This is a genomic window from Nostoc sp. DSM 114160, from assembly GCF_053470305.1.
Genome location: NZ_JBPFGO010000004.1, coordinates 1,088,536 through 1,113,994 on the forward strand (window position 1 = coordinate 1,088,536; position 25,459 = coordinate 1,113,994).

A 25,459-nucleotide genomic window follows, 5' to 3' on the forward strand; every position below is an offset into this window, starting at 1 on the left:
ATATGCAGCAAAAAACAACACAGTAAGAGATACTAAAAGCAAGTATATAGGCAAGAAAATATGGAATCCCTAACCTCTCGTATGCAGGCGGTACAATCGCCAATTATTCCTGTGGTTGGGGAATTGATTAAAAACTCTCCTGGAACCATCTCTCTAGGACAAGGTGTTGTTTCTTACAACCCACCACATGAAGCCATAGAATTTTTAGCCAAATTCTTAGTCGAACCCACCAATAATTTATACAAAGCAGTTGAGGGAATTCCCCTTCTACTGACAGCACTTGCGGAAAAATTACAAGCCTTCAACAGGATTGAAATCAACGGGGAAAACTGCATTGTTGTGACAGCAGGGAGCAATATGGGATTTATGAATGCCATTCTTGCGATCGCGAACCCAGGCGATGAAATTATTCTGAATACCCCCTACTATTTCAACCACGAAATGGCGATCGCAATGGCTGGTTGTCGTGCGGTATTAGTGGCGACGGATGAAAATTACCAATTACGAAAAGAAGCGATCGCTCAAGCAATTACTCCTAAAACACGGGCTGTGGTGACGATTTCACCAAATAATCCCACTGGAGTTGTTTATTCTGAAGCCGCATTGCGCCAAGTAAATCAAATTTGTGCTACTCACAGTATTTACCACATCAGCGATGAAGCTTATGAATACTTTACATATAACGGAGTAAAACACGTTTCACCTGGCTCATTTAGTAATAGCAGCGAGTACACCATTTCTCTCTATAGCCTTTCCAAAGCATACGGTTTTGCTAGTTGGCGCATTGGCTACATGGTGATTCCCAAACACTTACTTGTCGCTGTTAAAAAAGTCCAAGATACAATTTTGATTTGCCCGCCAGTCATTTCTCAATATGCAGCTTTAGGGGCATTGCAGGCAAAAGAGGAATATTTGAAGAGTCATATAGGAGCAATTGCTCAGGTACGCCAACTAGTATTAGAATCCCTTAATCGTCTACAAGGCTTATGTAGCATTATCCCTGCCAATGGCGCTTTCTATTTTTTTCTCAAAATTCATACCCAGATGGATGCTTTTGAATTAGTCAAACAACTAATCCAGGAACATAAAGTCGCAGTTATTCCAGGTACAACTTTTGGCATAGATGACGGATGCTATCTACGCGTTGCCTATGGGGCTTTACAAAAAGAGACAGCAAAAGAAGGTATAGAAAGATTAGTACAAGGTTTGGAAACTATAGTTAGGAGTTAAAAGTCATTCAATTCCTGCCTCTAGCAAGAACTGCCTCCTTCAAAAAGGCGTTAAGCTGTGTTAGCGTACCTCGTTCGCAATTCCAAATATAAAATTCAACAGATGCCAATTATTAATAAGTTAATTGAAATTGAAACTGAGCCAAAAATTAATATTCATAATATCACCCCACAAATTCAAGATTTTCTTGCTTCAACCCCAATTAAAAATGGACAAGTTTTAGTATTTTCTCGACACACAACAACAGCCTTAGCTATCAACGAAAATGAAGTCAGATTATTAGAAGATATAAAAGTATTCTTGCAAAAAATCGCACCTGCATCAGACAGCTATTTGCATAATGACTTGCATTTAAGAGATGTCCCAGAAGATGAGCCGATTAATGCTCACTCTCATTTGATGGCAATGATGCTGACCACAAGTGAGATAATTCCCGTTGTGGATGGTAAATTAGCTTTGGGAACCTGGCAATCTGTGTTGTTTTTTGAGTTGGATGGCCCGCGTAAAAGAACGGTATTTGTGCAAATTTCTGGTGAATAATCCAATTTAACACCTGCAATGCTCTGAGAACAACCTAAATCTGAGAGAATTACGAACACAATCAAGAAGTACATCAGTTGAATTTATCTACAGCAATTAAAGACCTGAAAGAATGTTTTCCAGCATCACCTTCCTTTCCACAAACCAGGACTTTTGTTGTGTCAAAGGCAGAGGCCATTAGTTATGAAAAATAACGATAATTTTGTATTACGTAATACTTGGTACTATGCCCTGCCTAGCAATCAAATCAAGCCAGGTATGATGATTAGCCGCATTTTCTTAGGAGAACCGGTGCTGTTAGTTCGCAGCCAGGATGGCAAAGTGTCTGCGATGACGGACATTTGTCCCCATCGTGGTGTGCCTTTGAGTTGTGGGAGATTCAATGGGCAAGAAGTTGAATGCTGTTACCACGGTTGGCGCTTTAACTCTGCTGGGCGCTGTACTGCGATACCTTCTCTTGTGGAAGAACAGCAAATGGATTTGAGTCGCTTTGATGTGCAGTCATATAGTGTTCGCGAAGCCCAAGGCAATATCTGGATATATATGCCCGATCCCGATAACCCTCAACCTGCATCTGATATGGAAATTCCGGTAATTCCAGGGTTTGATGGGCGATCGCACCAGTTCGTAGAGGTGGTAAAATTCCCTTGTTTTATAGATCATGCAGTAGTCGGTCTGATGGACCCCGGCGCATTCCCCTTATGTTCATCGTGCTTGGTGGTGGCGAAATGAGCAATTGCACGAAGAAGTAAAGCAATTTGATGCTTCGCCCTACGGCTTTACGATGCGACGACACCGATTACCTGCAAATGGGGGTCGATTATACTGGCTGATTGGCGGTGGTGTCCCGGAAACGGAGATTTCTTTTCGTTTACCTGGAGTCAGAATTGAAGAAACCACTATTGGTAATAATCGAGTCGTTAATTTGACGGCAGTTACACCAATTTCAGACACCGAAACAGAGGTAACTTTTGCTCTTTACTGGACACTTCCTTGGGTGGGATTTTTCAAGCCACTGTTACACGTGCTGGCGCGGACTTTCATTGGCCAAGACCGAACGGTGGTAGAAAAACAGCAAATTGGTTTGAAATATAATCCTGTGCTGCGGCTGATTAAAGACTCCGATATGCAGGCACAGTGGTATTACCAGTTAAAGCGGGAGTATGCTCGTTCTGTCGCTGAAAAACGAGAATTTGTTAATCCTGTCAAGGGTCAAATACTGCGCTGGCGTGCTTAAATTACTCCAAAGTAAATTCGGCAAATTCTCTTTGTCCGAATAGCATATTTCGGTCTACGGCTGACAATATTTTATTATTGGCGCGATCGCTATTTAAACTGCGACCAACTAATTGCGCCACATCTGCACGATTGATGCTACCAATAATGTGCGGATCTTCGGTTAAAACGCCATTACCCGTTGCTGGTTCTGACTTTAGTCCACCAGGACGGATGATTGTATAAGTAAGTCCACTGGCAATTAAGTGTTGTTCGGCTTTGTCTTTCTCAGCTAAAACTTTTCCCAGTACCTCTAAAACTTGGGGTGAGGCAGCAACAACACTATTGCCAGCACCTATGGAAGATACAAGAATAAACTTTTGCACCCCAGCTTTAACTGCTGCATCGATCAGATTTCTGTTACCAGGGTAATCCGGCCTTTCTACATCTGATGGTAAACCGCCAATTGTACTGATAACGGTGTGAATAGGTGCATCTGTTACCATTGCGCGTTCTATATCGCCAAGATTCAAAGCATCTCCCTGAACTACTTCAATACCCATTGCTTCTAGTTCAGTAGCAACTGCTGCTGTTCTCAGGAGTGCTTTAACCTTTAGCTGTTGTGCTGTGAGATATTGAGCAATTTCTCGACCAACACCGCGACTTGCCCCAGCTAGAAAAATATAAGATGCACTTGTCATAATAAATTTAACTATTTACGCTCAAAGGATTTTATCAGAGGATTGGCAGTATTTAATAATTGCTCAAGACCATCGAAAAGTGATTTGCCCTCCCAAAAGTAGTAGATAGCTATCATTGCAATCTTAATCTCGCGATCGCAAATAACTGAGTAACCATAATTACAAAAGTATATAAGATAGCAATTATACCTAACCCAATGGTAGGAAGTATTTTAGTAAACATTTGTGCAAATGTAGCAAATAACTTTTCTGTGGATAAACTTATGGCTAAAAAATCTCAACCCAATCTCGAACAATACCAAGATGTGAGATTATCTGCTACCACAAGAATTTGGGTAATTACAGTTGCCATTCTTGGAGTTTGCGTGCCACTGTCAGCCGTTACTAGAAGTGGTGCTATTCTTCCTTTAGTTGCTATTGGTGGCGCAGCTGTTGGTACAGTTGCTGTTTGGCGTTCTGATGAGCAAAAATCCAAAACTAACTATTTGCAACAGCAACAAATAGAACTGCTAGAGCGGAGATTAGCGAATTTAGAAACAATCGTTAGCAGTGATGACTTGAACTTACAAATGAAAATTAAACAAATCGAAGCAAGGGATACTTTTGACGACTCATCTAATGTAAGTACTACACCCAGACAACCAAAACGCAAAGGTTAAAATTAGCCAATCTTCACCATTTATTTCGATTTCAAAGGATATTTCCGCGAATTATCGTTAATAGGTGATTTTTATGTAGCTATTTGCTGACTTAACGTCACTGCAACCTTTAAATCTGTCTCAAATTCAACTTTCTTTTGCAGCTAGAAGTGTTTCTCTAGAAACAGTATCTCGATCTCTATCTCCGTTAGAATTGACTGATATCATTTAATTCTATATACTTCAACTGCATCAGTTCATGAAATGTCTAAGTGCTATCCATCTATCTCTTTCCCGGAAACATTTGTCAATGGCTGTGTTTTATTAGACTGTTAATATTACTGAATTTTTAATTAACTAAGGTTATAAACTTGAGTAATTGCATTTGTATAGCTTACCGTAGGTATGCAATAGTTTGCCGCAGGAATGTAGATGGATTGGATTAGCTTACTCAAAGCTCAACAAATTGACTTCCTTCAACGTGTGAAAAAACCTAAAACTTATGACTTATCTTTGCTGGAAAGTCAAGTTAAAGGTTGCCACACTGAAGTTATAGCCTTTTGGGGCGAGCCATTGGCTAGACTCCAAGAACTTTCTCGTCAACAAGCAGAAGTTCTCGCCAAAAATCCGCCGCCGACGCCGCCGGAATATCCTGAGCCTCCTGACTGGACGATACCTTTTCCCAAATACTTCCAACAACAAGCCCAAGATTATCTTTTCCGGGAGCATATTGTTGACAAGGTAATAACTGAACGCTTGGGCAAGTTAGTAAAAAAGGTGTCACAAGATACTTTGCAAAACATGATTTTAGATGACGAGGGAAATTTGAGTGGCGAAAGTAAATTTCCTTATATACTCAAAGATCGTCCTCAGTTAAGTGTTCAAGTTTACGTTGCTGATGGAGAAAGTTTTAATGGTATTAAGAAAGACAAAATTAAGTGGTCGGTTACTCAAGAAGATTTAAAAAATCACCAAGTATTAATTTTTCTCTGTTTATTTTATCCATCTACAGGTAATTTAGGTTACGAGAAGCAAAGTATCATAACAGGCTTTTTACCGACAAATCAACTTGAATTTAGCGAACCAAAACTGTATGTCACTCCGAGTAATTTGTTATATGCAGGAGGGTTAAGTTGGTATTTAGAATCATTGATGGGTAAAAAAGACACGTCGCCAGTAAGTAATGAGAGAGCGATCGCAGATACAATACAGACTCTACCATCAGAACATTGTCTCAAAGCTATAATCGGTGACTGGGAATGCTGGCAGACTTTGCAAGGACACACCAGAGGAATTAATTGCCTAGCTTTCAGTTCCGGGTGTAATAATGGCAAAGCCTTACCCATTTTGGCAAGTGGTAGTCGTGGCGAAACGAAACTCTGGGATTTAAGCAAAGGCGAATTAATAGAGACATTATCAGAATATCCTTGGGTAATATCTGGGCTGGTGGATGAAGTGAATTCCCTAGCTTTTAGTTCAGATGGACAGACTTTAGTGAGTTGCGGTGCAGATTCGACAATTAAGCTTTGGCACGTAGGCGCTTTAGACTTGATAGATATTTTGCACAAACACAATGGAGTAGTGCGGTGTGCTGCTTTCACCCCAGATGGCAGAATGTTAGCGACAGGCGGAGATGATAGAAAAATTCTCTTCTGGGATTTGATGCATCGTCAGGTTGCGATCGCACTTTCCTTAGATGATACAGCGGCTCATTCCCTAGTTTTAAGTCGAGACGGCGAAACTCTAGTTACAGGTAGCTACCGCAAAATCAAAGTTTGGCGCACCTCACCGCAAACGGGAATCAAAAGTTTAAAAGATGCACAACCACTGCATACCCTCATGGGTCATTCTCACATCGTTTGTTCCTTAGCAATCAGTGCAGATGCTAAACTGCTCGTGAGTGGTAGTTGGGATCAAACGATTAAAGTTTGGCAATTGGAGACTGGAGAATTACTTCATACCCTTAAAGGACATAGAGATCGGGTATATGCGATCGCTTTAAGTCCTGATGGACAAATTATCGCTAGCGGTAGTGCTGATAAAACCATCAAGTTGTGGCATTTACAAACCGGGGAATTGCTGGCTACGTTTACAGGTCATGGGAATATAGTTACAGCATTAGCCTTCACAGCTTCCGGCGAAATGTTAGTCAGCGGCAGTTTGGATAAGACAATTAAAATTTGGCAACGCAGTTAATCGTAGTTGGTAATTCATCATCACACTTTCTTTGGAGCTTGCTTCTTTGCAGGAGTACAATAGACACCTTGCAAAAGTAGGGAAAAGGGTAAGGGGAAAAGGGGAAAGGAACAATAAAAAACATGAGTCCCTTTTCCCGCTTCTTGCAAAAGTAACAAATGCCAAGATGTTGATTAGACTTCTTGGCATTTGTCGGGAAAAGGGGAAAGGAGAAGGGGGAAAGGTTCTGCAAAAGTCTCTTTCCCCTTTAACCTTTACCCTTTTCCCCAAGAGTGCAAAAAGCACTTTTGCCAAGATGTTGATTGTAAAAAGTAGGAGTCAGCGCTACCATCGGCAGCACTAACTCCTTATTTTGTAGTAAATTCAACTATGTCAGGTTGGAGTTTTTAGTCAATCGAAATCTGCTGAGGACCACTGGCTTTGCCGTTATGTGCATCTGTTGTGCTGCTACTGGTGTAACTATTTGAGCGGATCTGTTTATCTAGCCAGCTTTTAACGGGATCGTCTGCAAGATTGAGTCGAAGCACACCAGAGAAAAACCCACCTACAAATGAGACTGGATGCCGAGTAAATTCTCTGAATAGAGGTGACAATTCATTAATGAACATAAAAAGACTCCTGGCACTGCCGTAAAAAATTATTACTTCTTAATTGATCGTAACGTGTTACAGCATTGGGTATGGGGCAAAACAGTGCTGAGTGCTGAGTGCTGAGTGCTGAGTTAAAAGTTAGGAGTTAGCAGTTAAGAATTATTCTCCCCTCTGCCCCACTCAGCACTCAAAACTCGGAACTCAGCACTCTTGAAGGGCATTGGGCGTTAGGAGTGCTGTTAGCGGAAAGCTAAGGTTTAGCCCGTGCTGAGTTAGGAGTTAGGAGTTAAGAGTTAAGAGCTAGGAGTTAGGAGTTTTGTTTATCTCCTTGTCCCCTTGTCCCCCTTGTCCCCTTGTCCCCCTTGTCCCCTCACTTCCTCACTCCCTACTCCCCGATCATTTCGCGTTATGAGCTTGGTTCCCGATCGGGAAACATACACTTATCAGAATCACAACCACTAGGGCCAGCCTCTGTCATTTCGCCTAAATCGTAGCGGCTTAGTACTGCACAGAAATCATCTGTTTTGCGTCGCGCTTTCACCTCTTGAGTTAAGCGATCGTAGGTTGATTTATTTATTGGTTCAAATGGCAAACGTGGGAATGATTGCAAATCGTCAAAACGCGCTAAAAGAGCAGCTGAAATATATCCCTCATCATTGTGAATGGTTTCGTAAATGCGCTGTCCCAAAGGCTCAATTTCATCAGAGCGAAGTTCCAAAGTAGCTGATGTGTTGTGAGTCACGTACCAACGTTGAACCTGGAGGACAAAATCAAATTGGGCTAAGACTGAAAACTTAGAAACATCAATTTCATCAGCTCCTGGTAAATCAGCCCAAGTTACAGAAACAGGGATTTCCACTAGCCATTCACTCACCCGTGGATCGAAGGGATCGTTAAGCAAATTGCCTTGTTCGTCTTTGTCTGATTGAGAGGGAATCACGTTGTAACCATAATCAATACAAGCTAAGGCTACTGGGTCATTTTTACCGAAGGTGATCCGACGAATAAATCTTTGCGCTTTCGGAGGATGCCACCCCGAACTAGCATTAGTTAATAAAGCCTTAGTACCACTTGGTTGCACTGTGGTACAACGATTTGGGCGCTTGAGATTGTGGCGATCGCAATAATCCCAAACCACCCGATGTACAATATCTCTCCAAGAACTGAGGTATTTCTCTTCCTCACGCTTGAAAGCTAATCCTTGCGGCGTTGCGGGTCTTCCTTCCTCCCACCAGCGCAGCCAATTAACACCAAAAGCATGGACAAAGAAATCAAATAAACCTGTAAAAGAAACTCCCACAATTGGGTCTAATTCACGGCTGTATTGATAGCGTGGTTCCAGGAATTTGTGATTTAAAAGTGCCGCTACAGATAACGCCCCAGCAGTGAAAGCTTCTTCTTGTTCTTTGTAGTTACGTGGGTCAATTTGATTAAGGTGAACCTCTGACAAATTGCAGTGGAAATTACTACCGATGATTTCCTTTCTTTGTTACCCTAGAAGCTTTTTATCCCCTAGTTCTACTGCTTGATTATTCACAGTAGCTCCGCGTACCTTTTACAGATGTGATATCAGATAATAAAAGTGTTTCGGCTCCCTTCTCTACGAGAGGCTGCGCCAACGGCTACGCTCAGGGCAAGCCGCTCAACACAAGTGTTTTTCACATCCGCCCCCGCACTCTTGGAGAGATTATATTCTAGATACCAATTTTCGATGTCATCTAGTTTCACTCTCTACGCTGTACGGTGTCAAAGACTTTTTAATTCCTTTGATTACCACGGGATTAGCATCTCAGCTTTCCCCGTTTTTGCGAGGTTTTTAACGTGAGGCAAAATCACTTACCACACGGATTTAGCCCATAGCGAGCTAAACGATGTTCTAGCTCATTAGCATCAAGATTTGAATAACGTTCTTCTAACCACTGTTTTGCTGTTCCTTGTTCATAAGCTTGTAAAAACTCAACTTTCAAAGCTTGTGTTGGCAGCAAATCAATATTTGATCGCGCTACAGCTTCACCAGCCCATTGAATCGCTCCCTCGCCACTATAATATTGTTTGCGGACAGCACCAACACATTCTTCTAAGGTGGGCTTACGGTGAAAAACTCTGGTATGGTTTGCCATCCTGAGTGCATCACGCTCTGGATCGATTCGCCAGTTGCCATTTTCATCTTGCTGCCATAAGTTATCTTTGGCAGTGGCTCCTTGTTCATCGTCAGCAATAAACTGACGCATCCCCGCGCTTCTTCGTATGTTCCCAGCAACAATTGTTACAGCAGCTTGATCGATTAACAGACAGCATTCAACTGAATTTAATTGTCTTCCCACAGCTTTATTCAGGATGGAAGCACAACGCTGATAAAGTCCGGACAATTTCACCGGATTTGCAACTCCTCCAAAGCCGTTGAGAGTTTCTCCTGCTTTTCGGACATCGCTGATATCAACTAATACTTCAACTTCTGCTGAAAATTGTTCATCAGTAGAGAGTTCTAATAAGGCTTGATATGATTCAACCCAACCTTCACGGCTATCTCCAACGTGAATAGTGACGTTATTTCCTTCTATATGAGTTTCAGTATATTCACGCCGCTGTTGGAGAGGAGTGCTGCCAATTTCGCCTTGGGACAGTGACATTCAGTTGATTACGAATCGGAGGCAACTGATTAATAAATTGTGGTTCTAAGATGGCTCCAGTACCACAGCCCATCATTGCTAAATCCATCATTAAGCCGAAGGCACTCCAGTCTTCGAGATTGGTAGAAGTGCAATTATAAGCTCCGGAAAAGTTCTTTGGCTTGGTTATCCAATCTGTACCACCAACCCATAGCCAGCGCCCACTGGGCATAGCTTTCAAGTTGCGTTGCATCTTATCCAGTGTGGCAGCTTCTTCTTGAGTGAGCTTTCCCAACTCGACTAAGCCGAGTATAGTGCGATCGCATACCTCATCCCATGTTTCCCTAAGTCCCGCCTTTGTACGGCGGCTATAGGTTCTAAAAAATACGGGATTAGCAGCCGGTGCAGTTTCTGGAAACCTTGCACTCTGGCGTGTTCTTTCGAGATTCTGAACCATATATAAAGTGTCTTACGTTCTTCTTGCGTGCGGACAGATTATGACTATACGCCAAGTAGTTTGAGTATTAAAGATTGTCAAATTGTCCACTTTACGCTAGCTCTATCCGGCACTGATTACAACATAAATTTATGATGTATAATGTCCCTCACCCTTGGATGGGAAAAATATACTTGGTTATAGTTAACACCATTATTTTTAAGTAAATTATCTCTATCGCCTCATCTTCAGTCCGATTATCATTACTCAGCATGGGCTAAACCTTAGCTATCCGCTAACTATACTTAGGATCTCTTCATTACTTTCCCACAACTAAGTCAGTTGGCACAATAAAACCAAACTATGTGAAGAAAGATAAACTAAACTAAAACCCTTTTTCCTCCTGCTTCCTGCCTTATCCCAACAACAAATTTTTACGCCGAGCTACTTAGCAGTCATAGTTAAATAAGTTGCAGTTATCAGTCAAATCCAAAAATGGTATGGACTCCCTTACATGCAAAAATCCATCGCACAATCAGATCGCGCCACTTATTTGAGCGCAACCAGCGGCTATTAATCGCTGTCTCCGGCGGACAAGATTCTCTGTGTTTAATAAAATTACTTTTAGATTTACAATCCAAATGGGGATGGGATTTAGGTATTGCTCACTGCGATCATCGCTGGCGTTCTGACTCCGAAGCTAATGCTAACCACGTCGAAAACTTAGCTAAAACTTGGGGTATATCCTTTTATTTAGAAACAGCGAACAAACCGATAAATAGTGAAGCGACTGCACGCGATTGGCGCTATCAAGCTTTAAGTGCGATCGCTCAGGTAAATAATTATCAATATATAGTTACAGGACACACGAAGAGCGATCGCGCCGAAACTCTCCTCTACAATTTAATTCGCGGTACTGGTGCTGATGGTTTGCAAGCCCTAACTTGGCAACGCCCTCTAACTACAGGCATTGTGTTAGTACGTCCACTTTTAGAAATCACTCGAAAACAAACAGAGCAATTTTGTCAAGAATTTAAATTGCCAATTTGGGAAGATTCCACTAATCAAAATTTGCAATATGCCCGCAATCGCATTCGCCAAGAACTATTACCATATTTGCGAGATAATTTCAACCCCCAAGTAGAATCAGCCTTAGCCCAAACAGCAGAACTTTTACAAGCGGAAGTGGAATATTTGGAAAAAGCTGCCCAGCAGTTGCGGGATCGGGCATTAGGCGTGAAACATGAAGAAGATTCTCTTACTGTTTTTCCCTTACGGTTAAATCGTCGGGAATTACAAAAAGCACCATTGGCACTGCAACGTCGGGTAATGCGTCAGATATTGCAGCAAATACTGACCGATGCGCCCAGTTTTGAACACATTGAAAAATTAACGGCTTTAATTATAGCGCCCAACCGATCGCAAACCGATCCATTTCCTGGTGGGGCGATCGCTCAAGTACAAGGCGATTGGATCTGTTTTAAATAGTTATAAGTTGGCAGTTAGGAGTTAGGAGTTAGGAGTTTTAAATTTGGAATTTGAAGTTTGGATTTTTTGGTTTTGGATGTTGAGATTTGAGTGAGAAATTTTCTTTAATTGATAATTCCTAACTTCTACAGCGCTTCTTGCTATTATGCAATCCCGTTTTTCTCCTTGTCTCTCCTCTTATAGCTTTCAACTTTCAAAATGTACTCATAGCTGCCGGAAGTGCTGTAACTCATCACTCCTAACTTCCAACTCTTAACTCCTAACTCCTAACTTATTAAGACGCCAGTAATTCCGGCTGAGGCATTAAACTCTGGAGAGTATGACGCAACTGAGCGATCGCTTGGACTTGATAATCACCAGTTTCCTGGAATTGATCTAAAGATTCTGCAATTCCTTGCAGTTTTTGCCGTAATCCATCTAGAGAATCTTGAATTGGTTGTAGTGCTTCTTGATAAAGATTCACTCGCCCAGATAATTCAGCAGTTGTTCTTCGTAGGGATAACAAATTTTCCTCGATCGCTTTCAATTCTTGGCGCTTTTCATCTAAATCGTGAGTTTGATTGTCAATCATTCCCTGATTTAGCTCAACACCAGAACGAATCTGCTCAATTTCACGTTCCAGCTTTTGAACTTCCTGTGAATATTGTTGTCGCTGGGTTTCAATTTGTAACAAAATCGGCTCGAAATTAATTTTGTTGTTACTTTCTTCTTCAGTAACAGTATGTCCTTGGCGTCGTAGCAGTACAGTTTGATGTTGCTTGAGAAACTTCTGGTGCTGTAGCATATTGCGGCGTTGCCCCACCAAACTGGAATTTAGCATCTGATAAAGGTCTTTTTCATCAGTTAGTTCTAATTCCAAATTGATGTGGTCATGGTCAGATGCTTGATTTAATTTAATTTGGAGTTCTTCTATAGCTTCTTGTTTATATTTCAGTTCTTGTTCTTGATCGTGAACAAAGCTAGCGTCGATTTCTAACTTATGCTGCAAGTCTTGCACTATCTTTTGTAGTTCTTCTAAAGGCATTTTCTCCAAAGCCTCCAGATCGGCTTGCTTGCCAAGAACTACATCACCAGATGTTGCCGCTAAAGAGTGCATCTGTTGATATAACTCTTCAGTGTTTCGTAACTGCTCTTTGACGATCCGAGCATATTCTTGCTTACTGGTAAGGTCTGCTGTATTTATTTTCAATTGGGCTGTTTGCTGAACTAGAGAATTTTGCGCTTCTTGCAATGCATTTTGGCGATCGCTAAAAGTTTGTGATAAACGCTCAACTTCTTCTTGCTGTTGTGCGATCGCACTTTTATGCTCCTCCAGTTTTTGCCAGTGCGGGGTAAGAGTCGCTTGCTGCTTTTCGACCAATTCAAAGGCTAGATGCAGGTGTTCTCTAACTGTTTCCGTAGGAGTAACACGACTAGACAAGCGATCGAGTAACTCACTCATTACTCGACTTTGCTCCTCATCCAAAACCGTCCCTTGTTGAAAATCCGCTTGGCGTTCTTCCAGGCGACGCTGCTCACCCCGTAAATGCTCCCAAGCGCCTTCCAACTCTTGGCGGTTGCGCTCAATTTCTCCTTGTAATCGTTCAATTTCCTGGCGCGAGGTGTCAACTTCCTGTTTTTGCTCCTCTAGATGTTGTACCTCATCCTCCAATTGCTGCAACTGTTCTGCTCGTACCTCCATGTCCATTTCACGGCGATTCAACTCTTGCGCCTGAAATGTTAATGACTGTTTCCACTGATCGATTTCATCTTCCTTGAGCTTAAATTTCTCCAACTGGCGGGAAAAATTCTGCAAAATGTTGACGAGTGGACGTCCCCCCCTGCTTCTTGAATCCGCTGTACTTGACGATTGGGATTGAGTTCAACCAATACCAAAGCACCATCATTTAATTTGCTTGCGTCCTCAGCGGCAATCACCTCTTCCGACACAGTACTCCAATTCTGGTCAGTTCGCTGACAAGCTAGCAGTTTCAGTTCGGTTTTGCCACCGCCACTGAGTAAACCACCTTTCTGTTTTTGTACTTCTGCTAAATACAGCACACCGTTAGTCCTTTATTGATGCACTTAAAGTTCGTGTTTTGAGATATACCTTAAATAATTCTGTTAACTTGTCTCACTGAACCAGGGTTTAGAAGAACAAGACAGACAAAACTATAGACGCAAGATGTTACGTCTTGATACTTATAGAAGCGATTTGGTCGCGCCTTTATATTTTGTACTGATGACAGTGATGATGACTTCCGTGTTAACACTAGCTTTGTCAAAGTGTATTACGAAAGATAAAGGTTTATAGTTTAATGTATTCCCTAATGACAATCAGACATAGAGTAAAAATCTTTTCAATACTCCATAATCAATACTTAAAGAATAAGTCATAATTCACGATTCAGAATTCAGCAATACTAAGGAGTACTTTTTAGCTAAATGCAGGGAAATTTAAATGAAATTGATATTTGCAGTATTCTGCAATTGATTGAATTGGGACAGCGAACTGGGCAACTATGGGTGGAAGCTTATAGCTCTCACCATAACAACAAACTGGGTGGAGATGGAGCAAACATTTATCGCTCTAAACAACAGTCTTGGTTCGTTTTTTTTCTTAATGGTCAAATTATCTATTGCCAAGAAGGTGAGAGTAGTTTATCCAGAATTAGTGATTATTTACGTCATTATCGAGTTGAAATGCGACTCACTGACAAACACATTGCCACCCTACCACCAACCGACGCGCCAGAGTATGCCTATCTTTGGGCACTCTTGGAGCGGAATATCATCAACCCAAAGATAGCTGGTAGTATTATTTACGGTTTGGTGCATGAAACTCTCTTTGATTTGCTGAGTTTACGCCAAGGTAACTTCATTTTCCATCAGAGTGCGGCACTTGCCCCACAATTAAACACTTATGAGATTGCTCCATTGGTGACAAAAATTACTAAGCAGGTGCAACAATGGAAACAACTCTATCCACACATTCAATCTCCAGAGCAATTGCCAGTGCTATCTGACAAAGTTCAGCTACAATCTTCTTTACCAGAAGCAACTGTGAATAAGCTACAACATTGGGCTGATGGTAAAACATCCTTGCGACAACTAGCTCGCCATCTCAACCGAGACATTTTGACAGTCGCTAAGGCAATATATCCTTATGTGCAACAAAGTTGGCTACAACTAGTATATTCAGAGACTAATCACCCAGATACACACACGGATAGCTGGGAATTGAAAGAAAAACCGATGGGGCGGATAGTATGTATTGACGATGCGATCGCCATCGGTGAGACTATAAATTCCATCTTACAACCACAAGGTTATGAAGCGATCGCTCTCACCAATCCCTTAGAAGCACTGAGTCTGGTTTTTCAACTCAAACCAGATTTAATTTTATGCGACATTGCTATGTCGGAATTGGAAGGATACGAGGTTTGTGCCATGCTGCGACATTCAACAGCATTTCGGCTCACACCGATTATCATGCTTACAGGGAAAGATGGGTTTATGGATAGAGTCAAAGCTAAGATGGTCGGGGCAACAGATTATTTAACAAAACCGTTTACAGACACTGAGTTACTGATGCTCGTAGAGAAATATATCAACAACCAATGAAAACTGGACATTGCGCATTGGGCATTGGGCATGGAGAAGAGGCAGGAGGCAGGAGTTCTAAAATGTTTGAATTTTGAATGCGTGAATTTTGAATTGATTTCTCCCTCATCTCTCACCTATGGAGCATATAAAGAGATCAAAGATTTGTTGATCTACTAAAAGATGAGTTAAAAGATGTTATCACAGAGTCAGTTAACTGAGTGAAACGTCAATCTCCGGGAAAATAGTGAAGACATAAAATTAATTTATACAGTTAATACTTGCGGAGGAATCAGGGAATGTTCCAATTAGGAACGTCTAAATCAGGAGGTAAATAGACACTTATGAGCACAGTTCTGATTGTGGAAGACAGTATAGCGCAAAGGGAGATGATTACAGACCTCCTGAAAGCAACTGGCCTAACAGTTACCCATGCTAGTGATGGATTAGAAGCATTAGAGGCAATTCAAATAGCACCTCCAGATTTAGTGGTATTAGATATTGTCATGCCCCGAATGAACGGCTACGAAGTTTGTCGGCGGTTAAAATCCGATCCAAAAACCCAAAATGTCCCAGTGGTTATGTGTTCTTCCAAAGGCGAAGAATTCGATCGCTATTGGGGTATGAAACAGGGTGCAGATGCTTACATAGCCAAACCGTTTCAACCAACCGAGTTGGTAGGAACAGTCAAACAACTGCTGCGAGGATGAGGATAAAAACAACATGGGTCAGCAAACCGGACTTTTTAAGTGGCGGCGGTCAAGATCACTTTCGACCAGAATTACAAGTAGAAAGTCCTGAAGGTGAGTTACATTTGAGGTTTTACATTCCCTCGCATCAGGAGTTTGCACTACAAGCAACTGGCATCCGAGAGGTAATTGAACTAAGTCCTGATAGAATCACCCCGATTCCTAATGCTTCTCCTTTACTTTTGGGTACTCTAAATTTACGAGGTCGAGTTATTTGGGTGGCCGATTTGGGTCAATTTCTGGGAGAAGCAGGTGCATTAAACACGGATAGAGCTGAAATTTCGGTGATTGCCATTGAAGAGCAAGACACGATAGTGGGTTTAGCAGTAGAGGAAATCGGTGGTATGGACTGGTTGGATGTCCAGAATCTCATGCCACCAGCTAGTGTTCCAGATACGATGGCTCCCTTTTTACGTGGAGAGTGGTCATTAGGTGCTAAAAATAATCAGTGTCTACGATTGCTCGATCAAATGGCAATTGTACGAAGTGCTAGGTGGGCAGGATGAAATTGGAGGAGGAAATGGCAGCAAGTATTGATAATTACGAGCCAACATATCAACAGGCGATGACCGCCTATGTTCAAAGAAATTATGAGGTTGCGGCCACTTTAGTTGACCAAGTGGTGCAAAATTTACCAGACGACCCCAATACCCATTTGTTGAGAGGTCACATCTACTATGTTTTACAGCACTATGATGTAGCAAAAGAAGAATATCAACAGGTGTTAGGCTTGACTAACGATCGAGAAATTATTGGTTTTGCCAAGAATGGAATTGACAATATCAATCAATATTTAGAGTCATTTAGTGGGCAGATAGATCCATCAGAAAGTCAAGAGGAAATAAACTCTTCAGAGATATCCGATCCACTGGCATATAGCGAATCAGAATTAGAAGATTTAAACGCTAATCAAGAGTTTGACAGCGACAACCTTGATTTGAACTTTTTTGGAGAGCATCAAGAAAGTATGAATGGCGTTGAAGATACATCTTCAAAAAGTCCATTCGACCTGCCCACAGAAGATAGTATTGGAACAGAAAAAATATCAGATTCTTCTATAGCTTTTGGTGATGACCCTTTTGCCATGAATGAAGAATCACAGGAACAAGAGTCAAATAAAAACTGGGAGGAGAACACAGAGTTAGAGTTGCCTGCTTTTTGGCAGGAAAGTATCTCAGAAGATATTTCTGAAGAATCATTAGCAAATAGTCAATTCTCAGATAATGAGATAAATTCTCCTTACGGAAATTCAACTATTGATAATAATAACTCTTCATCTTCTAATTCACAAACTGATAATAACGAGAATAATTTTTCTGATTTGTTGAGTGAGCCAAAGTCTCCATCTCAGAATATGGGAAATTTAGAATATAAAAAATCTAGTTTTGGAGACGAAACTTTACTGATTGTTGCAGAAGAATCAAAAAATGATTCGCCAACAACAAATAACTTGGAATACGGCAATCAAAATAACTTGTCTGAAACCGAATCCCATAGTTGGTTAACACCAAAAAGAGTTGAAGCGAAATCAGATTTTCAGCCGAATTTACCCGATAATGAATCAGCTTTTAATAGTAATTTACCTCGAAAAGAAAAGCAGTTTAAATCAGGTGAATTCATCGGTAAAAATAGCTTCGATGATGAAAATTTTGATATGGAAGCATTTGAGTCTGCCTTTGGCTCAGATGGTTTAAACTCTTATGAAGACTCAAGTAACATACTGAATGGAGAAAATTCTAAGAGCAATATCGAGTTTTTAGATGACTTTGAGGAATTTGATGATTTAGGCAATATTCCAGGGTTTGACCTGATCGAAGGAGATTCTAACTTCGGTAATGTCACAATGCATTCTGCTCCATCAGAAACTAGTGACACTGGACGCCCGCAAGTAGCAGAGGCTTTTGCAAGTAATTCAGCCGATCGCGAAGAAGAACTTTTCTCAATGACTGGTTCCCATGAAGCCGTTCCAGTCTTTAGCCAAACAGATATCTCGAAACTAGAACCCAACGTCAGCATTGAGCAAGGATGGTTAGCACCATTAGAAAATGCCTCCATCGAACGAAAACAATGGCTAATTGCTGGGAGTGTGGGCATAGTCTCAGCGCTGGTTGTAGCCACAGTTAGCTTTGTTGCCACCACATTTTCGCCACCCCAACAACGAGAATCAGTACGAAACACAGGTTGGGCAATGTCATTGGCAGCTGGGATTGCAGGTTTTGCTACCGCAGGCTTTATGGGGAATCTGGCGCTGAAACAAATTCGGCGTACAACTGATGACCTCCAAGCTCAATTTGAGGCTGTACGTCAAGGAAATCTGAATGCTCAAGCCACGGTGTTTTCCGAAGATGAATTGGGGCATTTAGCCACTGGCTTTAATGAAATGGCGCGGGTAATTTTCACAACCACAAGTGAAGCCCAACGCAAAGCCGATGAACAAGAGGAAGCCAAAGAAAATCTGCAACGTCAGGTGATTCGTTTGTTGGATGATGTAGAAGGAGCTGCTAGAGGCGATTTAACAGTCCAAGCGGAAGTGACCGCCGACGTACTAGGAGCCGTAGCTGATGCCTTTAACCTGACAATTCAAAACTTGCGGGATATCGTTCAACAGGTAAAAGTGGCGGCGAAGGATGTGACAAAAGGTGCAACTAACTCTGAAACCTTTGCTAGAGCTTTATCTAGTGATGCTTTGCGGCAAGCAGAAGAGTTAGCGGTGACGCTGAATTCTGTACAGGTGATGACCGACTCGATTCAGCGGGTAGCAGAAGCGGCGCGGGAAGCCGAAACCGTTGCTCGTGATGCTAGTACGATCGCCTTGAAAGGTGGCGAAGCAGTAGAAAATACCGTGGCGGGGATTTTAGAAATTCGAGAAACTGTTGCCGAAACCACTCGCAAAGTGAAGCGATTGGCGGAATCTTCCCAAGAAATTTCTAAAATTGTGGCGTTGATTTCTCAAATTGCTTCCAGAACAAACTTGTTAGCACTCAATGCTAGTATTGAGGCGGCAAGAGCCGGAGAAGCCGGACGCGGGTTTGCGATCGTTGCAGATGAAGTGCGCCAGCTAGCAGATAAATCTGCTAAATCCTTGAAGGAAATTGAACAAATTGTGATGCAAATCCAAAGCGAAACAGGCTCTGTAATGACCGCGATGGAAGAAGGCACACAACAAGTAATTAAAGGTACAAAATTGGCAGAAGATGCCAAGCGATCGCTCGAAAATATTATTCAAGTGGCGAATCGCATCGATATTCTGGTGCGATCTATTACTAGCGACACTGTGGAACAAACGGAAACCTCTCGCGCCGTTGCTCATGTAATGCAATCAGTAGAACTGACCGCCCAAGAAACTTCCCAAGAAGCACAGCGAGTTTCAGGTGCCCTACAACACTTAGTAGGTGTATCCCGTGACTTGATCGCCTCCGTTGAACGTTTCCGAGTGGAAACTATGGAAACCAGGTAAAAAAGTTAGGAGTTAGGAGTGAGGAGTTAGAAATAAAAATCACAACTCACATCTCACAACTCGTAACTTGGAAAAAAGTTAGGAGTTAGAGGTGAGGAGTTAAAAATCAAAATCATAACTCACATCTCACAACTCATAACTCATAATTCATAACTCATAATTCATAACTCATAACTCATAACTTTTGCTATGCTGCCGGAACAACAACAGCGGATTTTGGGTTACTTTATCGAAGAAGCCAGGGATCACCTGAATACCATTGAGCAGGGCTTGCTGAATTTAGAAGGTACCCTGAACGACCCCGGAAATGATCAGTGAGGTCTTCCGGGCGGCTCACTCCATCAAAGGAGGAGCGGCGATGCTTGGATTGACTAGCATCCAGCATACCTCCCACCGTCTGGAAGATTGTTTCAAAATTCTCAAAGATAATCCGGTTCAGATTGACCAAAAGTTAGAGTCTTTATTTCTTGGTGTCTCTGATACCCTAAAATCACTTTTAGAGCATTTGAGTGGGCCTTATGGTCTTTCTGAAGATGCAGCTAATACTTTGATGTCAGAAACTGAGCCAGTTTTTCAATGGCTGTATCAGCATCTGGAACTACTTGTAGAACAAGCAAAGAGTGGAGTAGCCAGCAGTTCTGACGCAACAGAACTCACAACCCCTATAGAGAATGTCTCCACACTTACAGAAATTTTCATGCGGCGAGATATTCCCGATCTAGCAGAATACACTCATCAGGAATCTTCAGACTCGGTAGCACCCCAAGAGGCGCTAGCGCCAGTCACCGCTAAAGAAAATAATAACTGGAGTGAGTTTCAAGCCCAAGTGCTGCAAACACTGCGGGAAATGTTGCAATTATTTAAGCAAACTACAACACCTTCAACTCGGCAAAACCTCCAGCAATGCTGTCACCAATTAGTCAAACTTGGTGAAACTTGGAATTTGCCCAACTGGTGTGGTTTGTGTCAAGCAGCAGCCAGTGCGATCGGCAATCCCGAAAATACTTATCTGACTTTAGCTAAAATTGTCATTACCGAAATCAAACAAGCTCAAGAATTAGTTCTGCAAGGTAGAGAAGCCGAAATTGCAATTAGTCAGCAATTAGAGGCACTTTTAAACTTTGCAGAAATTGAGTTATTAGAAATAACCCCTGATTTATTTGATGAACAATCTCCGGTTTTGACAGAATCAGAGTCAGTTCTATCTGGTGACACCAAGGCGTTAGCCCAGACAACTGAAGAACTGAATTTAGACAAAGATAGTAGCGATAGCGCAGCGTTAGCGAGTCCACAAGCGTCTGGCTACGCCAACGTCTCCGACGAACGCCCCTCCCTTCAGTTACAAGGAATACCACTAAACGAAAGTAGAAACACTAGTCTTACTTTCACCACACATGACGAAGCACACCCAATCAGTAACAATCTCGATCCCAATGGTCCAGAAGTAGGAATAGCTGAGTTAAATACCCTTGCCGATTTATTTGACGGTGAGACTCCCGAACTAGATGAAAGCTGGCATCAAGAAGAAACCTTAGATATTGTTACTATCGATGACTTTGGAATTGATTTGAGCAGCACTGAGGCTGAAGATGCTCATAACGATTTATCTGACTTACTCTCCTTTAATGAGGATATAAGCAACGCGCTACACCCAACAACCACCGCTACAACAGAAGATTTATCCTTGTTATTTGGCGACCATTTCCTAGAAAAAGATAATTCAGAACCGCAAAATCAACAAACATCTGCTACGCCTTTAGAGTTGAGCGATATTAACGAATTTGAGATAAATTTAGACTCATCTTCTTCCGAAATTTTACAAGAATTTATTGATATTTCTAGCGAGCCAAACCAGACTAATAGCGAGATTGCCCAAAATAGTGTAGTCGAAGATTTATTGACACTGGGGTTAGATGATGATGAACTATTGCCAACTAGCAATGTCACTCAACCAGAAACTGAGCCGTTTACTAGTGTGGAACTATCTACTAACCAAGAAAATAATTTTGATAACTTATTTTTAGAAACTAAAAATGCAAATTGGGTAGAAGAAATTACCCCTAGTGACTACATAGAATTACCTCAGCCAACAGACTTGTCTTTGGACAACTTGTTTGCTGAAATGGAAGAACAGCCACAACTATCGACAAGTGAACCAGAAATCACTGATTTATTTGATACGCCTCCAGTAACAGAACCTGAGTTTTCTCAATCAGAAAACGATCTGAGCAACTTCTGGAACCAGGAAACCACAGAGGAAAAGGACGAATTCGATTCCTTAATTGAGCAGAATGTGGAAAGGGCGTTAGATGAAAGTTTGTTTACTGCGGCGGCTGATGACATTTTTGCTGATAATCAGCAGTCCATACCTTCTCCTATAGCCAATTTTGATATAGAAGAAGATTTTGATATCAATTTCCAGCATCAAGAACAGCTAGATTTGATATTATCATCAGACTCTGGAGATAATTTATTTGATGAATTAACATCAAGTAACTTAACTATTTCTCCTATAATCAACGATACCTCTACGCCTGAAACGCCTTTGTTCGCGCAGCATCCTGGAGAAGAAATTCTCAGGCCACAACAACCAGAATCTTTAGATTTTGTTCCAGAATTTACTCATGGAAGCTCAGATATATCTGCTGTCGATCTGGAAGTTAATTCATTAGGCTCTTTTGAGGATAATCCGCAACTGCTGTTTGAAGTCGCAACAAATGAATTGACCTATATTCAGATGGACACCACAGAAAATACTGTGGACGAACTATCAGAAACTATTAGTTTTGGAGAAACTTCAGATTCAGCATTATCCGAAGCACAGCCAGGTGACTTGTTCGACTCTGAAGATGTCGCAACAAATGAATTGACCTATATTCAGATGGACACCACAGACAATATTGTGGATGAACTATCAGAAACTATTAGTTTTGGAGAAACTTCAGATTCAGCATTATCCGAAGCACAGCCAGGTGACTTGTTCGGCTTTATCGATGAAAATTCACAACTGCTGTTTGAAGTCGCAACAAATGAATTGACCTATATTCAGATGGACACCACAGAGAATACTGTGGACGAACTATCAGAAACTATTAGTTTTGGAGAAACTTCAGATTCAGCATTATCCGAAGCACAGCCAGGTGACTTGTTCGGCTCTATCGATGAAAATCCGCAACTGCTGTTTGAAGTCGCAACAAATGAATTGACCTATATTCAAATGGACACCACAGAGAATACTGTGGACGAACTATCAGAAACTATTAGTTTTGGAGAAACTTCAGATTCAGCATTATCCGAAGCACAGCCAGGTGACTTGTTCGGTTCTCTCGATGAAAATTCACAACTGCTGTTTGAAGTCGCAACAAATGAATTGACCTATATTCAGATGGACACCACAGAGAATACTGTGGACGAACTATCAGAAACTATTAGTTTTGGAGAAACTTCAGATTCAGCATTATCCGAAGCACAGCCAGGTGACTTGTTCGGCTCTATCGATGAAAATTCACAACTGCTGTTTGAAGTCGCAACAAATGAATTGACCTATATTCAAATGGACACCACAGAGAATACTGTGGACGAACTATCAGAAACTATTAATTTTGAGGAAACTTCAGATTCAGTCCAGACAAGCCCAGAAGTTTTAGAGACTGAGGAAAATAATAATTTAGAAATTACCTTTGATACAAGAGAAAACACAGTTGTTGAAAATAATTTATTGTTGACAAAAACCACTGAAATAGTTGCTCAAGAAGATGAATTTGCAGACTTGGCAGCATTATTAGAAGAGGACGTAGCACCCATCCCCAAAGCTAAGAAGATACCAGAAGTAGATTTTGCTGCCTTGGAAGACTTGCTAAGTACAGATAACAACAACGATGTCTACGACGGTCTACGCCAACGCCAGCCCTTCAACACTCAACCAGTCTCAGCTAAAAATGCTACTCCATCACCAGCCATAAAAGATGAATTTGGTGACTTAGAGAAATTGCTGGCAGAAGCGAATCAAACAATATCCCATTCTACTGTAGTAAAATCGAACACCAGCCAAGCTACCCGTCCGTCTACTCGTCGGGCTGCGAGATTTGAAGAAACGATGAAGGTTCCAGTTAAGCAACTGGACGATATGAGTAATTTAGTTGGGGAATTGGTGGTAAATCGCAATACCTTAGAGCAGGATCATGAACGACTGCGACAGTCATTAGATAACTTGCTAATTCAGGTACAACAACTCTCAGATGTAGGCGCAAGGATGCAGGAGTTGTACGAGCGATCGCTACTGGAAGCTTCTCTATTAGCTGGACGTAAAAAGAAAGACTCCGGCTTACAAGACCCTGATTCCAATGCCGATAGGGGTTTTAGCGAGTTAGAAATGGATCGTTTTACTCCCTTCCATACGCTGTCCCAGCAGATGATTGAGCGGATTGTGCGAGTACGTGAGTCGGCAAGTGACATTGATTTTGTTACCGAAGAAACCGAGCGCGTAGCAAGGCAGTTTCGCCAAGTAACCACCCAGTTACAAGAGGGATTAACTAGAGCGCGAATGGTGCCTTTTGCTCAAACTATCGATCGCTGGCGGCGAGGAGTGCGCGACAACGCCATTAAGTGTGGCAAACAAGTAGAGTTGGTGATCGAAGGTGGCGATACCTTAATTGACAAGATGATTTTGGATCATCTGACCGATCCGTTGACTCATATGCTGAATAATGCGATCGCTCACGGTATTGAAACGCCAGAAGAAAGGCAAACTGCCGGTAAACCACCTGTAGGAATCATTACTATCCGTGCCTTCCACCAAGGGAACCAAACGATCATTTCTGTCGGCGATGATGGTGCAGGTATCGATTCCGCAAAGGTTAAGGCTAAGGCGGTGAAGATTGGCATGATTACAGAAGCGCAGGCAAAAGCCATGTCTCGTCTGGAAGTCTACGATCTGCTGTTCCAGTCTGGTTTTACGATTAAAGATCAAGCCGATGAAATTTCTGGTCGTGGCGTGGGTATGGACGTAGTGCGCTCCGAAATTAGCGAAATTCGGGGAACAGTTAACACCGATTCTGCGATCGGCAAAGGAACCACCTTCACCATTCGTTTACCACTGACTCTAAGTATTTGTAAAGCTCTCTGCTGCGTCTCCGATCGCTCCAGAATTGCCTTCCCGATGGATGGTGTAGAAGATACGCTGGATATCCCAGTCAAAAATATTCAGCACGATGCCAATGGGCAATCATTTATTTCCTGGCGCGATACAGTGCTACCATTCCGACCTCTGAAGGAACTTTTAACCTTCAATCGCCAAATCAGTCGCGGTAATGTCTATGGCGGCACCAGAGATGATGATATGGTTTCTGTGGTTGTGGTGCGATCGGCAAATACCCTGATTGCTCTACAGATTGACCTGGTGTTAAGCGAACAAGAAATTGTAATTAAGCAATTTGAAGGGCCAGCACCTAAACCAATTGGTGTAGCTGGTGCTACAGTCTTGGGCGATGGTCGGATTATGCCCATTGCTGATGTACTAGAAATAATTGACATCTTCCAGGGACGGATTTCTACACAAGCTGGTGGCAATTCTTGGCAACAAAAACTCACTCCTCCAGATACCTCTCCCGCGAAGATTGACCCGACAGTGCTGATTGTCGATGACTCAATCACAGTCCGAGAATTGCTATCCCTGACATTTAATAAAGCCGGTTATCGCGTAGAACAAGCGCGTGACGGTCAGGAAGCTTGGGATAAACTCCGCTCAGGTCTGCCTTGCGATATTGTATTTTGCGATATCGAAATGCCCCGTTGCGACGGTCTGGAATTACTCTCTCGCATCCAGAAAGACTCTAACCTCAACCACTTACCGATCGCAATGCTCACCTCGCGCGGTGCAGACAAGCACAGACAGATTGCCGCTCAACTCGGTGCTAGTGGCTACTTTACCAAGCCCTATCTCGAAGAAGCTCTACTTGAAGCCGCAGCGCGGATGCTGAAAGGAGAGAAACTTGTTAACTAAATCAACCAAAAGACTTAGATTTTAGGG

Annotated in this window: 14 protein-coding genes and 4 pseudogenes; 13 read left to right on the plus strand and 5 right to left on the minus strand. The window is 42.0% G+C overall.

Annotation, left to right across the window (positions count from 1 at the left end):
• The first annotated feature begins 60 nt into the window (after positions 1 to 60).
• From NSTCB13_RS36480 to NSTCB13_RS36490, 3 genes and pseudogenes are all read left to right on the plus strand, one after another.
• Entirely contained in the window at positions 61 to 1,230 is a 1,170-nt protein-coding gene (locus NSTCB13_RS36480) for a pyridoxal phosphate-dependent aminotransferase (protein ID WP_448266548.1), read from the plus strand.
• A 102-nt stretch (positions 1,231 to 1,332) separates the two neighbouring features.
• Positions 1,333 to 1,770, plus strand: coding sequence for a secondary thiamine-phosphate synthase enzyme YjbQ (locus NSTCB13_RS36485; protein WP_448266546.1), 438 nt, complete (start codon positions 1,333 to 1,335; stop codon positions 1,768 to 1,770).
• Between the two features lie 183 nt (positions 1,771 to 1,953).
• Positions 1,954 to 3,007: pseudogene (locus NSTCB13_RS36490) on the plus strand (Rieske 2Fe-2S domain-containing protein).
• 1 nt (position 3,008) lies between these two features.
• Here the strand turns inward: NSTCB13_RS36490 and NSTCB13_RS36495 are convergent.
• Entirely contained in the window at positions 3,009 to 3,686 is a 678-nt protein-coding gene (locus NSTCB13_RS36495) for an SDR family oxidoreductase (protein ID WP_448266544.1), read from the minus strand.
• 263 nt (positions 3,687 to 3,949) lie between these two features.
• Here NSTCB13_RS36495 and NSTCB13_RS36500 point away from each other — a divergent pair, with 263 nt between their 5' ends.
• The 3 genes from NSTCB13_RS36500 (at position 3,950) to NSTCB13_RS36510 (ending at position 6,863) form a co-directional block, all read left to right on the plus strand.
• Complete coding sequence (locus NSTCB13_RS36500) at positions 3,950 to 4,345, plus strand: hypothetical protein (protein WP_445626518.1); 396 nt, start codon at positions 3,950 to 3,952, stop codon at positions 4,343 to 4,345.
• A gap of 411 nt (positions 4,346 to 4,756) precedes the next feature.
• Entirely contained in the window at positions 4,757 to 6,520 is a 1,764-nt protein-coding gene (locus NSTCB13_RS36505) for a WD40 repeat domain-containing protein (protein WP_448275832.1), read from the plus strand.
• A gap of 31 nt (positions 6,521 to 6,551) precedes the next feature.
• The gene (locus NSTCB13_RS36510; RefSeq protein WP_448275834.1) at positions 6,552 to 6,863 is read left to right on the plus strand and encodes a hypothetical protein; all 312 of its coding nucleotides are present in this window, start codon (positions 6,552 to 6,554) and stop codon (positions 6,861 to 6,863) included.
• Between the two features lie 43 nt (positions 6,864 to 6,906).
• Here NSTCB13_RS36510 and NSTCB13_RS36515 read toward each other — a convergent pair whose 3' ends face one another.
• From NSTCB13_RS36515 to nrdJ (NSTCB13_RS36525), 3 genes and pseudogenes are all read right to left on the minus strand, one after another.
• Positions 6,907 to 7,128, minus strand: a complete 222-nt coding sequence (locus tag NSTCB13_RS36515) for a hypothetical protein (RefSeq protein ID WP_448275835.1) — start codon at positions 7,126 to 7,128, stop codon at positions 6,907 to 6,909.
• Positions 7,129 to 7,516: 388 nt separating this feature from the next.
• Positions 7,517 to 8,590 (minus strand): annotated as a pseudogene (nrdJ, locus tag NSTCB13_RS36520) (ribonucleoside-triphosphate reductase, adenosylcobalamin-dependent); the annotation flags it as partial.
• Positions 8,591 to 8,945: 355 nt separating this feature from the next.
• Positions 8,946 to 10,176, minus strand: a pseudogene (gene nrdJ, locus NSTCB13_RS36525) (ribonucleoside-triphosphate reductase, adenosylcobalamin-dependent); the annotation flags it as partial.
• A 474-nt stretch (positions 10,177 to 10,650) separates the two neighbouring features.
• Here nrdJ (NSTCB13_RS36525) and tilS point away from each other — a divergent pair.
• Entirely contained in the window at positions 10,651 to 11,643 is a 993-nt protein-coding gene (tilS, locus tag NSTCB13_RS36530; RefSeq protein WP_445626520.1) for a tRNA lysidine(34) synthetase TilS, read from the plus strand.
• A 274-nt stretch (positions 11,644 to 11,917) separates the two neighbouring features.
• On the opposite strand, the pseudogene hmpF reads toward tilS, so the two are convergent.
• Positions 11,918 to 13,683, minus strand: a pseudogene (gene hmpF, locus NSTCB13_RS36535) (pilus motility taxis protein HmpF).
• 384 nt (positions 13,684 to 14,067) lie between these two features.
• Between hmpF and NSTCB13_RS36540 the strand changes: the two are divergent.
• From NSTCB13_RS36540 to NSTCB13_RS36565, 6 genes are all read left to right on the plus strand, one after another.
• The gene (locus tag NSTCB13_RS36540) at positions 14,068 to 15,246 is read left to right on the plus strand and encodes a response regulator (protein ID WP_448275837.1); all 1,179 of its coding nucleotides are present in this window, start codon (positions 14,068 to 14,070) and stop codon (positions 15,244 to 15,246) included.
• Between the two features lie 323 nt (positions 15,247 to 15,569).
• Entirely contained in the window at positions 15,570 to 15,935 is a 366-nt protein-coding gene (locus NSTCB13_RS36545) for a response regulator transcription factor (RefSeq protein WP_069073698.1), read from the plus strand.
• A complete protein-coding gene (locus tag NSTCB13_RS36550) occupies positions 15,932 to 16,480 on the plus strand; it encodes a chemotaxis protein CheW (protein WP_448275839.1) in 549 nt (182 codons plus the stop codon). Before NSTCB13_RS36545 ends, NSTCB13_RS36550 begins: the two co-directional genes overlap by 4 nt.
• A 14-nt stretch (positions 16,481 to 16,494) precedes the next feature.
• Entirely contained in the window at positions 16,495 to 19,431 is a 2,937-nt protein-coding gene (locus NSTCB13_RS36555) for a methyl-accepting chemotaxis protein (protein ID WP_448270163.1), read from the plus strand.
• 189 nt (positions 19,432 to 19,620) lie between these two features.
• Positions 19,621 to 19,749, plus strand: coding sequence for a hypothetical protein (locus tag NSTCB13_RS36560; RefSeq protein ID WP_448275841.1), 129 nt, complete (start codon positions 19,621 to 19,623; stop codon positions 19,747 to 19,749).
• A 40-nt stretch (positions 19,750 to 19,789) separates the two neighbouring features.
• Positions 19,790 to 25,432 (plus strand): response regulator, encoded by a 5,643-nt coding sequence (locus tag NSTCB13_RS36565; protein WP_448275843.1) that lies wholly within the window; start codon positions 19,790 to 19,792, stop codon positions 25,430 to 25,432.
• The last annotated feature ends 27 nt before the right edge of the window (positions 25,433 to 25,459 follow it).